Origin of the sequence: Microbacterium sp. UBA837, assembly GCF_002296025.1 — a bacterium.
Classification (GTDB): domain Bacteria; phylum Actinomycetota; class Actinomycetes; order Actinomycetales; family Microbacteriaceae; genus Microbacterium.
Genome location: NZ_DBHD01000058.1, coordinates 1 through 12,909, shown reverse-complemented (window position 1 = coordinate 12,909; position 12,909 = coordinate 1). Strand labels below are relative to the sequence as shown.

Here is a 12,909-nt window from a genome sequence, read left to right as displayed (position 1 = left end):
GCGAACGCTCCCCCACGGGCGGTACAACCAGATCACGCACCGACGCAAGAAGCCAGGACACTCGATCGGCTTCGGCGACCAGCAGACGGAGCGCGACAAGGGCCCGCAACTTCGCCGAACGCTGCTTCAACTGGCTCAAGCAGTGGCGGGGCATCGCGATGTGCTCTGACAAGCTCGCCCGCAACTACCGTGTCGCGACCGGCCTCACCGCCACGTCGCGACCAGAGCCGCGGCGACGCATAGCGACACACGTCGCCGCTGTCGTAACACCGCTTGACGGCACTGAAGGGACGACCTCTCGGCACCTGGAAGACCCCCGGGGATTGGCGCGCTCTGCGGGAACTCCCTGGCGTACCTGCTCATCGATACCTCGCCTGGCTCGGGCGAGGTACGCGAAAGGAGCAGCCATGGCCTCGGAGCAAGACAGATCGACCCAAGAGGTGAAACTTGATGAGATCCACGCGCGCCTCGCGACAGCTGTTGAGCAGCTGGTCTCCGGGGATGACTGGCGGCAAGCGATGGGGTTCGCCGCTCGCTTTCGATCGAGGTCGTTCAGGAACACGCTGCTGATCTGGGCTCAGCACCGTGGCACCTTCGAGAGTGGGCTCGTGACCGAGCCCGAGCCGACGTATGTCGCCGGGTACAGGCAGTGGCAGTCGCTTGGCCGTCAGGTGTCGAAGGGACAGCCGGGCTACATGATCTTCGCGCCGGTGACGGGTCAGTTCGCGTCCTTGACGCCGCACGATCCAGAGTCCTGGCGGCGACTCAGCAGGTTCGAGAAGCCCCGCCCCGGCGAGGCGGTCCGCTCGCGGATGGTCGCCGCGCGAACGGCCCATGTATGGGATGTCTCGCAGACCTCGGGCGATCCGATTCCCGAGCGGCCCGTGCCGCGGCTGCTGGAAGGCGACGCGCCGACGGGGCTATGGGCGGGACTGGCGGCGCTGGTTGAGGCGGATGGGTACCGGGTGCTGAGGGTCGAGCACGAGGGAATGATCGGCGGCGCGAACGGCCTGACCGACTACGGGGCACGTACTGTCGCTGTGCGGTCGAACATGGCTGCGGCCGCGCAGGTGAAGACGCTCGCGCACGAACTCGCCCATGTCCGCCTCCACGGCCCCGGCAACCCGGATTGGGCGGGGCACCGTGGGATCGGCGAGGTCGAGGCGGAGTCGGTCGCGTTGATGATCGGCGCCGCGCATGGCATCGACACCGGTTCATACACGATTCCTTACGTCGCAGGATGGGCGGGGACGGTCGCGGACAAGAACCCCGCCGAGGTGGTGCACGCCACCGGCGAACGGGTGCGGAAGACAGCGGGTGTGGTTCTCGACCCACTCAACACGGTTCAGCTCGGCGACGGGCTCCCGCCTGGTCTGACCCGCGTGAAGACACGACCTCATGCCGAGCGGATACCGTCGGCACCGTTCGGGCAACGCCGTTCAGAGGTGGGTGGCGCGGCGAGGAGTCTGTGATGGACCCCGCGCGTCTGTTCGCCGCTGTTGCGGGGATGCCGCTGCCGGACGCCGCAGCGCGGATCGCTACGGGCGGGGTGCCGGTGTTCCCATGCGTACCGGGTGGCAAGCGCCCGCTGGTCGAACACGGTTTCCATGAGGCGACTGCGGCGGCGCGGCAGGTCGCCTCATGGTGGCGGCGGTGGCCTGCCGCAAACATCGGTGTGCCAACCGGCGCGGCGTCGGGCGTGGAGGTGGTGGACGTGGACCGGAGGACCACCTCGTCAGGATTTGCCGCCTTCGACCGCGCCCAGAAGGCGGGGCTCGCGGGCGGATGGTCGGCGCTGGTACGCACGCCGTCAGGCGGGATGCACGCCTACTACCCGGACGAGCCGGGACGGCCTCAGCGGTCGTGGCAGGTGGCCCGCGCGCATCTGGACTTCCGTGGGACTGGCGGTTACGTCATCGTGCCTCCCTCGACGATCCCGGTGGCGGAGCATCTCCTGGGCACGTACGAGCTGATCAGCGGACCACAGTCCACCCCCGGGCCGATAGACGCGTTGGCGTTGCGAGATTTCCTCACCCCACGCCCCGAACACCCGTTCCGGCCGGATGGTGGGTCACGGGCCCAGGATGCGCGCCGGCTAACCGTGTGGGTCGCTGCGCTCCGGGAGGGCGAACGTAACCGTGGGCTGTTCTGGGCCGCGTGCCGTCTCGCAGAGACCGGCGCCCCACTTGTGTCGGCGCTGGACATGCTGGGGCCAGCGGCGGAGCACGCCGGGTTGCCACCCAGCGAGGTGTTCACCACGATCCGTTCCGCCTACCGCACCGTCGGCGCCACCTCCCCTCGGACTGGCATCGCCGTCGCACCGCGCAACGATGCGCAGCGCAGAGCGGCACCGGTCAGAGGCGGGGTGCTCTCATGATCGACGAGACACGGTCATGGGGTCAGCGGGGGGCGGTGGTTGTCGCGGTCGCGGGGACGGTGCTGATCGCCGCGGGCGCGTTCTGGCTCTCGTTCACCGCTCTGGCCGATCTCGCCCGTCGTTCTGGGGTCGCTGCAGGGCAGGCGTGGGCGTGGCCGATGATCGTTGACGGGCTGATCGTCGTGGCCACCGTCGCAGTCGTGGCCCTCGCGGGCCGACGCACGGCCTGGTATCCGTGGTCGCTGCTGGCTGGTGGTGCGCTGATCTCAGTCGCCGCGAACGCCCTGCACGCGATCGTCGCCGCCGACGCGGATGTGCCCGCCGTGCTGGCTGCGTCCGTCGCCGCCGTGCCGCCGCTGGTGCTGCTGGCGTCCACGCACCTGACGGTCGTGCTGGTCCGCTCCCGACCTGCCGATTCCGCCTCGGAGCCCGAGGCGGTGGCGGACGTCCCGGACCGGGGCGCCTCGGAGCCGGTGGGGCGGCGGCGGACGGCGGCGCGACTGCGAGAGGAGGGCTGGTCGAACAAGGCGATCGCCCGTCATCTGAAGGTCGCACCGTCGACGGTCGGCCGCTGGTTCGCAGCGACGCCGACCGTACCTGATGTGCAGGAGAACCCGAAGGACCTGACCCCATGAGCAAGCACACCGTCACCCCATCGTCCGCACCCCGCACCTCCGCCATCTACCTGCCGCGTAGCGAAGCTGCAGAAGCCTCCGAGGTGTCGGAGCTTGCCCGGCACAGGGACCCGTCTCTGACCGGCGTCGCACGGACGGCGGCGCGGCGCCCTTCTGGGGTGGACTGGGTACGTCCGAGCGAGCTGCTGACATCACGGTCGGGGCGGATCGCGGGGCTCGGGCTGGACTTTCAGGCGGAGCTTGCCCGCCGCGCCCGGCGGCTGCCGGTGGGGGCGACCCTAGCGACCGGGCGTGGTGTGCGCCAGGCCGCCGCGGGCTTCAGCGACCGGGCGCGCCGGTTGCCGCCGGTGTCGGCGTTCGGTCGAGGAGCCGGAGCGCGGTTCTCGTGGACGTCTCGTTCCGGGATCGGGTTGGGGTGACTCATGTACGCCCCCGACAGGAGAACGCGGACCGGGCCTGCCTGCGGCCGTGTGCGCACCTCCTGTTCAGGAGGTGCCGGAATGCGACCAACAACAGCCCGTACGGCGCGGGATCGTTTCGAAGACTCTGAGGCGCTGCGTGCCCTGCTGAACCGCCTGCACGACGCGGGCCGCGACGCGTGGCGCACCGACCCGGAAGCTGCCGCGCTGATGCGGCACGCGGCGCAGAGATACGGGGCGTTGGCGAAGAAGCACGGTTTGGACCCGTGGGAGGCGGCGTCGGCAGCGTTCGAGGCAATGCGCGGCGCTGCCACGCGACGGGCGGATGATCCGTGGGCGGTGGTGACGCGGGCGGTGAAGGTGACCTGCGTCGGTGAGGAGCGCGGCAACGGGCTGCTCTGCTCCGTCCAGCGGGCCCGTCGACCCCGCTATTCGGTGTTCCACGATGCGGAGCGGTTCAGCGACCGGGAGAACCCGCTGTCCGACTACCACCCTGCGTTCCACGTCGACCCGTTCACCGACACCGACGAGGAACCACCGGATGAAGCCGTAACGGTGGTAGATGTGGGCTCGGCGGTGGAGGACACGATCGCGTTGCTCTGCCTGCTCGGCTGGCGGCCGGACACGGCACGCGCCGCGGTGGAGTACATCACAGCCCGGCTCGCGCAGGCACCTTCTCGCTCCTCGGCGTTCGAGGCGCTGCGGCGGGACCGCCAGGCCCGCGCCCTCCTCGACCTCCCCGCCACGTCCTGGACCGGTCTGCTGCGGGTCGTACTCGGTGTGCCCGACTCTGCCCTCGCGCACACGAACGCGGGCCGTGGGGTGCTGCTGCGACTGCTGATCGGCGAACCGCTGCGGGCCCTGCTCCTGGACGACGACCTCGTGCTGGCTACGGGTCTCGCAGCCCCAGGGATCGATCCGGGACCGGAGGAGCCATGAGCACACCTGCCGGACATATCGAGCTGGAACGCACCGTCGAGTCGATCGTCGTCGGGGCTCGGCACCGCCACGAACTCGGGGACCTCGCCCCACTGGTCGAGTCGATCCGCCGGGGCGGCCTCCTGCAGCCCATCACGATCACCCTTGAAGGGCATCTGATCTGCGGCGCTCGACGGTTGGCTGCGATCAAGCAGCTCGCCTGGAAGACCGTGAACGTGTGGGTGCGGTCCGGGGTCTCGGACCGCCTCGGGCAGTTGCTGGCGGAGCAGGACGACAACCTCCTCCACAAACCCCTCACCCAGCTGGAGGCCGCCGGCCTCTACCGGGAGCTCAAAGCCCTGCTGGCCGAGGATGCCGCTCGTCGCCAGGAAGCCACCCGGTTCCGGCCCGCCGACGACGCGGGAGAAGACGGTCCCGGCAAATTGCCGGGACCGTGGGACACGCCCTCCGGTGAGGCGCGCGTGCAGGCGGCGAAGATGGTGACCGGGCGGGATTCTCACAAGTCGCTGGAACGCATCGGCCGGATCGAAGACCTCGCCGCCGACGAGTCCCAGCCCGACGCGGTGCGCCGTCAGGCCGCCGAGGAGATCGCACGCCTTCGCGCAGGCGGGAGCGTCCATCCTTCGCATCTGCGGGTGAACGCGGAACTATCCCTCGCCGAACTCGACCACCTCGCCACCGACCAAACCCAGCCCGCCGAGCTACGCGAACGCGCTCGGGCCGAGGCTGCGGCCGTACGGGACTCCGAGCGCGCAGCGAAGGCCGCGGAGCTGGACGCGCTGGCAAAGGCGGCGCTCGCCCGCGTGAAGGCCGCGAAAGCCACCGGCCGCAAGGGCCGTCGGCCGGTGCTGACGGCGGTGGAGACGGGTGAACCGGTGCCTTTCCCGCTGAGCGTGTTCACGGCGACCTGGGACGACATGGTCTCCTGGTGGACCCACTACGACCCTGCCCTGGTCGGCCCGGCGCTCACCGATGAGCAATGGGACCGGTTCGAGCAGACCCTCTCCGGCACCATCGCGTTCGCCGACGCCGCACGCACGGCCCGGCAGGCCCGGGGCGAACAGAGCGCCTGAACCAGTGGCTGTGCAGGTGCACCTACCCAGCGACACGACCCCCTGTCGCTCGCCTGGAAGGGAGATTCGCGCATGGACCCTGCTGCCGATCGTCGCCGCCGCCGTCTGCTGATCGCCGCAACCGCCGGAGGCCTTGCCCTGCTGATCCTCGTCGGCGTCGGAGTCTACGGACTCCTCCGCGGCCCGGCCACACCCGAACCCGAGACCGTCGACCGGCCGTCCCCGTCCGTGACCGCAAACCCGGGGCGGCCGGAGACTCCGGCGCCTGAGGCGGTGTCACCGCTCGGTGGCCCGGAGGCGTTCGCCCGCAACGTGGCCACGGCGCTGTTCACCTGGGACACCGCGTCCGGGTATGGTCCCGCCGACTACGCTCAGGTGCTCGCGGATGTCGCCCACGACTCCGAGGCGGATGCACTGGTCGCCGACGTCCGCGCCTACCTCCCCACCGCGGAGGCGTGGATGCAGTTGCGGCAATACCAGACCCGCCAGCGGCTGACCATCGACGATGTGTTCGTTCCCGACGCGTGGGAGACCGCGATCGCGCAGGCCGCGCCCGGGCAGATCCCCGACGGGGCGGCCGCGTACACGATCACCGGCACCCGGCACCGCGACGGCATCTGGGACACCACCCCGGCCGAAGCATCCCGACCGGTGGCCTTCACGGTGTTCATGACCTGCACGCCCCCGAACTCGGGACGCAGCGGGGCGGGGCTGTGTGAGCTGCTGCGGCTGTCCGAGCTCGACCACCCCCTCCGCTGAGAACCGGTGTCGTTGTGATGCGGAAACTGGGTGTCCTGCTCGTCGCGGTGCTGTTCTTCGCGCCCTCGACGGTGCTCCTCGGCGTCGCCACCCTCCTGAACCCTGCCGCGACCGCGACCTGCCCGCCCGGCTCCCTGCTGGTCGGCCCGATCCCCGACTCGCTGACCACCACCACGCGGGACGGGGCCACGGTGACGCTGAACCGCACCCAGCTCACTCACGCCGCCACGATCATCATCACCGGCGGCCAGACTCCCGGGGTCGGCAGGACGGGTGTGGTGATCGCGTTGATGGCCGCGCTCACCGAATCTGGCCTGCGGATGCTCGCCAACACCGGCGCGTATCCCGAGTCGGCGGACTACCCCAACGACGGTGACGGGTCCGACCACGACTCGCTGGGTCTGTTCCAGATGCGGCCCGCATCTGGGTGGGGCACCGTGGCTGAGCTCATGGCCCCGCAGTATCAGGCCCGCGCGTTCTACGGCGGCCCGTCCGGCCCGAACTACCCGTCCCCTCGGGGTCTGCTAGACATCCCCGGCTGGGAGGGCCTGGACCCGGGTGAGGCGGTGCAGGCGGTCGAGGTGTCGGCGTACCCGGACCGGTATCAGAACTACCAGCCCATCGCCGAGGCGATCCTCACCGCCCTCACCCGCCCCACAGGTACCGGGAACGGGTCGGGTGAGGCGCCGGTGGTGCCGGAGACCACCCAGCTGGTGTTCCCGCTGCCGGAGGGGGCCTGGGTGCGGACCAGCGGGTTCGGGTGGCGTGTGGACCCGATGACCGGGGAACGGGCGTTCCATGCAGGGTCCGACTTCGCCGCCGCGGACGGCACCCCGATCCTCGCCGTCGCCGACGGGGTCGTCGTGCACGCCGAGTACACCGGCAACTATGGCGGCCTGGTCATCATCGAGCACACCGTGAACGGGGAACGAGTCGCGTCTTATTACGCCCATATGTGGGAGACCGGCATCCACGTCACCGAGGGGCAGACGGTCGCCGCGGGGCAGCACATCGGCGATGTCGGCTCCTCCGGCAAATCCACGGGCCCGCACCTGCACCTGGAGATCCACCCCGGCGGGCAAGGAGCCGATCCGGTCGACTCCGACGCCTGGCTCACCGAGCACGGCACCGAAGGCGTCGCCGCCAGCGACACGGCGCTCGCCACCTGCACGGCCGGAGGCGCCTGATGGACGTGTTCCCCGACTTCGACGGCGTTGGCGGCGCGGCCGAGCTGCAGTCCATCGTCGGCGCACTGCTGACGTTCGTGCTCATCACCGCCGTCCTGATGCTCATCGTCTGCGCCATCGTCTGGGCGATCGGCTCCGCACACGGCAACTACCAGGCCGCCACGAAGTCCCGCACCGGCCTATGGGTGTCGGTCGGTGCCGCCGCCCTGGCCGGCGCCGCGGTCGCCTGGATGAACTTCCTCCTCGACCTCGGCACCCAGCTCTGATCGGCCCGCGCGCGTCCGCTGGATGAGCGTCGCACACCAGACGAGCGAGAACCCCGTCTCGTCACCGTCAAGGAGCAATCGTGATCGACATCGACCCCAACTCGTCCGGCCTCCCTGGGATCGAGCAACTGCGCATCATCGTCGGGGCCGTCATGACAGTCGGGCTCATCCTCAGCGTCCTCGCACTCATCATCTCGGCGATCGTGTGGGGCTTCGGTGCCAACAGCTCCAACCCCCACCTCGCCAGTCGCGGCAAGGTAGGCGTGCTCGTGAGCTGCGGGGCGGCGATCATCTGCGGCGCCGCAGTCACGCTCATCAACTTCTTCTGGGGCGTCGGGCAGGCTGTCTGATGACCACCCGAACCGCGTACCTCCGGCGGAGGTGGGTGCGGTGAGTATCTGCGATGTCCCGGTCATCTCCTCCGTCTGCGACGCCATGGGCGAGGGGGCTGCCTCCCTCGTCGCCGCCCCGTTCGACTGGCTCGGGCAGGCGATGGCAGGAGCGGCCGCGTGGCTGTTCGAGGCCGTGTGGACCGTGTTCGACACGGCCACCCTGGTCGATGTGACCGGCGCCGAGTACGTCGGCGTCTACAACGTGCTGTTCGGCGTCGCGATCTTCGTGATGCTGATCTTCTTCTGCCTCCAGCTCATCACCGGCCTCATCCACCGCGACCCCACCGCCCTCTCTCGCGCCGCCCTCGGGCTCGCCAAGAGCGTCCTCGGATCGTTCCTCGTCATCACCCTCACGGCGCTGCTGCTGGAGGTCACCGACCAGCTCGCGGTCGGGATCGTGCAGGCCACCGGGAACTCGATGGAGACGATGGGCACCCAGATCGCTCTCCTCGCCACAGGGCTCGCGGGCATCAACATCGCCGCTCCCGGCGTCGGCGCGATCCTCACGATCTTCCTCGCCGGCCTCGCCATCAGTGCGGCGGCGATCGTCTGGTTCTCTCTGCTGATCCGCAAAGCCCTGCTGTTGGTCGCGGTCGTGTTCGGCCCCATCGCCCTGGCCGGTGCGACATGGGATGCGACCAAGGGCTGGTTCGCCAAATGGGCGGCGTTCGTGATCGCCCTGATCTTCTCCAAGCTCGTGCTGGTCGTGATCTTCCTCGTCGCCATCGGCCAGGTCTCCGCACCCATCGAAGCCGACCTCGCCTCCATCAGCAACCCCATCGCTGGCGTCGTGCTCATGTTCATCGCCGCGTTCGCCCCGTACATCACTTACAAGTTCCTGTCGTTCGTGGGCTTCGACATGTACCACGCGATGAGCTCCGAGCAGGAGGCCAAGTCAGCGCTCAACCGGCCCATCCCGATCCCGTCCACCCCGTCCGCCGACAGCGCCAAGAAGGTGCTCGACGGCGGAGCCGCCCCCGGCGGCAGATCGGGCGGGTCCGGTGCAACCCACGCGCCAGCCTCGGCCGCAGGCTCAAGCGCGGCCACGGCTGGAGGCGGGGCCGCCGCATCCTCGACCGGAGCCGGTGCAGGAGCGAGCGCGGGAACCGGCACCGCGGGGGCAGGCGCGGCGGCGGGGCCGGTCGGCGCGGCGATGGTCGCGGGCGCCGCAGTCGTCAAGGGTGCCGCGACCGCCGGGCCAAAGCTCGGCGGCGCTGTCGGCGGGACCGCCGAGAGCCACGCGGGCGCGGCGGCCGAGCAGACATCGCCACCGCGCGTCCCACCGGCGCAGGCCAACCCTCCGGCACGGCCCGCGCCGTCATCCGCGTCACCGCAAGCTCCGCCGCCCTCGGCGCCGCGCCGGTCGGACCCGACGCCTCCGCCGTCGTCCACGCCGTCCGAGAAGGAGTGACCGATGACGACGAACACCAACAGCGACTACCCGCTCGCCCCGGTGCAGTTCTCCCGCCTCACCAAGCGCGGGATCATGCTCGGCCTGTCCTTGCCGCAGCTCGTCGTCCTCGGCGTCGCGATCCTCGCCGTCGTCGCCTCCCTCTACACGGGCGGCGGGATGGGACTGGCATGGACCTCGCCCCTCTGGAGTTCGGCGGCGCTCGTGGCGGTGATCCCCGCCGGCGGGCGGAAGATCATCGAGTGGGTGCCGATCCTCGCCCGCTGGGTCGCCCGCACCTACCTCGGGCAGCTCATCTACCGGCGCCGGATCATCAAGCCCCGCCCCGCCGGAACCCTCGCCCTGCCCGGTGATGCGGCGGCGTTGCGGGAGTGGGAGGACCCCGAGACCGGGGCGGCGATGATCCACGACCCGCACGCCCAGACGATCACCGCGATCCTCGGCGTCTCGCATCCGGCGTTCGTGCTCCTCGATCCGGGCGAGCAGCAGCGCCGTGTCTCCGGGTGGGGCCGCGTGCTGGCCGCTACCTGCCGTTCGGGCAGGATCGCCCGGATTCAGGTCTCCGAGCGGACCCTTCCGGACTCCGGCTCTGGCCTTGCCGAGTGGTGGCGCACCCACGGCACCAATGACGGTTCCTGGGCCGCGACCACCTACGCCGAGCTGATCGAACGTGCTGGCCCCGCCGGGGAACGACACGCGACGACCATCAGCCTCGCCCTGGACATGAAAGCCGCCGCCCGGCAGATCAGAACCTCCGGCGGCGGGATGCGAGGGGCTGCCGTGGTGCTCCGTCAGGAGATGACTACCATGACGACCGCGTTGCGTGCGGCCGAGCTGACCTCGACCGGGTGGCTCACGCCCGGCGAGGTCGCCGTGATCTTGCGTTCCGCCTACGACCCCGCCGCCGCGCCCGCCTTGGAGCGTCACGGTGCGCTCGGCCGTGACCTCGCCACCGCCGGCCCGGTCGCGGTCACCGAGACCTGGGACAGGTTACGGTCGGACTCCGCGTTCCACGCGGTGCTGTGGATCAACGAATGGCCTCGCTCGCAGGTCTTCCCCGGCTTCCTCGCCCCGCTCGTGCTGTCCAACGGCATCCTCCGAACGCTGGCCTTGCACTACACGCCCGTCCGGGCGGACCAGGCCGCCAGGGACCTGCGGAGGAAGAAGACCGAGCTCATCTCCGACGCGTCCCAACGCAGGAAGATCGGGCAGGTCGAGGACGCCTCCGCCTCCGCCGAGCTCGATGACGTGCTCCAGCAGGAGGCCGACCTAACCGCCGGACACGGCGTCCTGCGCGTGTCCGGCCTCATCTCCGTGTCCGCGCCAACCGTCGACGAGCTCGACGCCGCCGTGGCCGCCGTTGAGCAGGCCGCCATCCAAGCGTCCTGCGAGACGCGCAGGCTCGTGGGTCAGCAGGCGGTCGCGTTCGCCGCCGCAGCGCTGCCGCTGTGCCGGTCAGTCTGAGCCCGTGCACCTGGCAGACAGCCCAACCCCCGCGACTGTGAGGAGCCGATCATGCCGACCTTCGATGACCCCCGCAAAGATGCCGCCGAGGCATATGAGGCGCTACGAGGCCTCGCCCACGCCTCCCGCGCCTTCACCGACCCGGCCGACACCTACACGGTGATCGGCGACCTGCTCGGCGGGGTGCGGTCACTGCGGCAGGTGCTCGATCAGCTCGCCACGACCCACACTGCCAACCGCGCCCGCGCCTACGACGACGCGGGAAGCCAGGCTGCCGGCGCAACCGCTGCTCTCTCCGCCGCCGATGAGCTGCACCAGGCCGGTACCCTGCTCGATCAGGTCGAAGCCCGGCTGGATGCGGCCTCCCAGCACTCGGGGCGCATCGCCTGGCACCCCGCCGAGACGAGCGAAACACCGGTGCGACGGTGGATCAGCGTCGCGTTCCTCGACGGCGCCCATGCCGACAAAGTGCTCGACCTCATCCACGCGGCAGGCACCGACGCTGCGATTGAGCACCTGGCCGGGTACGACTACGGCGAGGACACCGTGCGCGACGCGCTCGCCAACGGCTACGTCTACGACAACCCGCCGCGCGGAGCACTGGACCGGATGGCGACCAAAGACGTCTACACGCTGACCTACAGCCCGTTCCTCGGGCACGTCTCGCTGCTGCGCGAGTACGACGCCGTGCCCGACCCGGCGGTCCTCGGCATCGACACCGCTCAGTCCCTCGCCCGTAGCGTCGCACGGGCACCTGCCCGTGCCGCACGTGTGGAGGCGACGGACTGGTTCGCTCGCGCCCCGCACACAACATCGCCCGGCCAGGGCCTGTCGCTGTGAGCGGGCCGGAGGAGGGCCGGCTGCACACCAGCATCCTGGTCGGCCCGCAGGGCGAGCGGCGCCGGCACCGCAAGGCACGCCAGAAAGCCGCCGCCCAGGTCGAGACCGAAGCCCGGCAGGTGCGCAAGGACGATGCGAAGGCCAAGTGGGATGCGGAGCAGGCCGAGCGTCGCGCAACGACCTACCTGCCCGCCAGCGGTGAACCGGGGCCGGCGGCGCTCCGCACGCCCGGCAGGTTTCATCTCCCGAAGCACCAGGACACCTCCGCAACCCTCGCCGGGCAGTACCCGTTCCTGGCCGAAGGCGGCCTTGGCTCTGACGGGGTGTTCGTCGGGCAGGACCTCTACTCGGGCGGCAGCTTCGTCTACGACCCGTGGACCTTGTACCAGCGGGGCCTCATCACCGCCCCCAACGTTGTGCTCGCCGGGATCGTCGGTTCCGGCAAGTCGAGCCTGGCGAAATCCCTGTACACGCGGTCGCTGCCGTTCGGTCGCCGCGTCTACGTCCCCGGCGACCCCAAGGGTGAGCACACGGCGGTCGCAGAGGCCGTCGGCGGGCGGGCGATCATCCTTGGCCACGGGCTCCGCAACCGCCTTAACCCCCTTGATGAAGGACACCGCCCCTCCGCAGTGTCGGACGCCGCATGGGCGATCCAGGTCGCCTCGCGTCGCCGCGACCTGATCGGCGCACTCGCGGAGACCGTGCTGGACCGATCACTCTCGCCGCTGGAGCACACCGCCATCGACCTCGCTCTGCGAGACGCGGTGCGCAATGCCGAGGTGCCGATCCTGCCGATGGTCGTCGACCGCATCCTGAACCCCAGCGATGAAGACGACGAGGACGGGCGGCTCGCAGCGGACGGGCGCCTCGTCGGCCACGCCCTGCGGCGCCTGGTCGCCGGGGACTTGCAGGGCCTGTTCGACGGCCCCTCGACAGTGCGATTCGATCCGTCGCTGCCGATGGTGTCCCTGGACCTGTCTCGCGTCGCGGAGAACTCGACGCTCATCTCCGTGCTGATGACCTGCTCCTCGGCATGGATGGAATCGGCCCTCTCGGATCCCGCCGGCGGGCAGCGATGGGTGATCTACGACGAGGCCTGGCGCTTGATGGCCTACCCGTCGCTGCTAAGCCTCGATCCACCGATGAG

General features: G+C 70.4%; 14 protein-coding genes. All 14 read left to right on the top strand.

Annotated elements, in window-relative coordinates; all coding sequences use genetic code 11:
• Positions 1-407: 407 nt before the first annotated feature.
• Positions 408-1,472 (top strand): ArdC-like ssDNA-binding domain-containing protein, encoded by a 1,065-nt coding sequence (locus tag B3587_RS04530; RefSeq protein ID WP_292726821.1) that lies wholly within the window; start codon positions 408-410, stop codon positions 1,470-1,472.
• On the top strand, positions 1,472-2,377 hold the full coding sequence (locus B3587_RS04525; protein ID WP_286793472.1) for a bifunctional DNA primase/polymerase: 906 nt from the start codon (positions 1,472-1,474) through the stop codon (positions 2,375-2,377). Before B3587_RS04530 ends, B3587_RS04525 begins: the two co-directional genes overlap by 1 nt.
• Positions 2,374-3,012 (top strand): DUF2637 domain-containing protein, encoded by a 639-nt coding sequence (locus tag B3587_RS04520; RefSeq protein WP_286793471.1) that lies wholly within the window; start codon positions 2,374-2,376, stop codon positions 3,010-3,012. Before B3587_RS04525 ends, B3587_RS04520 begins: the two co-directional genes overlap by 4 nt.
• Complete coding sequence (locus B3587_RS04515) at positions 3,009-3,431, top strand: hypothetical protein (RefSeq protein WP_286793470.1); 423 nt, start codon at positions 3,009-3,011, stop codon at positions 3,429-3,431. Before B3587_RS04520 ends, B3587_RS04515 begins: the two co-directional genes overlap by 4 nt.
• 81 nt (positions 3,432-3,512) lie before the next feature.
• Positions 3,513-4,370, top strand: a complete 858-nt coding sequence (locus tag B3587_RS04510) for a hypothetical protein (RefSeq protein ID WP_286793469.1) — start codon at positions 3,513-3,515, stop codon at positions 4,368-4,370.
• Complete coding sequence (locus B3587_RS04505) at positions 4,367-5,443, top strand: ParB N-terminal domain-containing protein (RefSeq protein ID WP_286793468.1); 1,077 nt, start codon at positions 4,367-4,369, stop codon at positions 5,441-5,443. Before B3587_RS04510 ends, B3587_RS04505 begins: the two co-directional genes overlap by 4 nt.
• A 72-nt stretch (positions 5,444-5,515) precedes the next feature.
• Positions 5,516-6,202 (top strand): hypothetical protein, encoded by a 687-nt coding sequence (locus tag B3587_RS04500; protein ID WP_286793467.1) that lies wholly within the window; start codon positions 5,516-5,518, stop codon positions 6,200-6,202.
• A 17-nt stretch (positions 6,203-6,219) separates the two neighbouring features.
• Positions 6,220-7,389 carry a M23 family metallopeptidase gene (locus B3587_RS04495; RefSeq protein WP_286793466.1) on the top strand — a complete coding sequence of 390 codons (1,170 nt, stop codon included), beginning with the start codon at positions 6,220-6,222 and terminating at the stop codon, positions 7,387-7,389.
• Positions 7,389-7,655 carry a DUF6112 family protein gene (locus tag B3587_RS04490; RefSeq protein ID WP_286793465.1) on the top strand — a complete coding sequence of 89 codons (267 nt, stop codon included), beginning with the start codon at positions 7,389-7,391 and terminating at the stop codon, positions 7,653-7,655. The genes B3587_RS04495 and B3587_RS04490 overlap by 1 nt, the downstream gene beginning before the upstream one ends.
• A gap of 80 nt (positions 7,656-7,735) precedes the next feature.
• On the top strand, positions 7,736-8,005 hold the full coding sequence (locus B3587_RS04485) for a DUF6112 family protein (protein WP_022883069.1): 270 nt from the start codon (positions 7,736-7,738) through the stop codon (positions 8,003-8,005).
• Positions 8,006-8,045: 40 nt separating this feature from the next.
• Positions 8,046-9,458, top strand: a complete 1,413-nt coding sequence (locus tag B3587_RS04480; protein ID WP_286793464.1) for a conjugal transfer protein TrbL — start codon at positions 8,046-8,048, stop codon at positions 9,456-9,458.
• A 3-nt stretch (positions 9,459-9,461) separates the two neighbouring features.
• Positions 9,462-10,922, top strand: coding sequence for an SCO6880 family protein (locus B3587_RS04475; protein ID WP_286793463.1), 1,461 nt, complete (start codon positions 9,462-9,464; stop codon positions 10,920-10,922).
• A gap of 51 nt (positions 10,923-10,973) precedes the next feature.
• Complete coding sequence (locus tag B3587_RS04470; RefSeq protein ID WP_286793462.1) at positions 10,974-11,762, top strand: hypothetical protein; 789 nt, start codon at positions 10,974-10,976, stop codon at positions 11,760-11,762.
• On the top strand, positions 11,759-12,909 hold a 1,151-nt coding region (locus tag B3587_RS04465), incomplete at its 3' end, for an ATP-binding protein (RefSeq protein ID WP_292726820.1). The genes B3587_RS04470 and B3587_RS04465, both read left to right, overlap by 4 nt.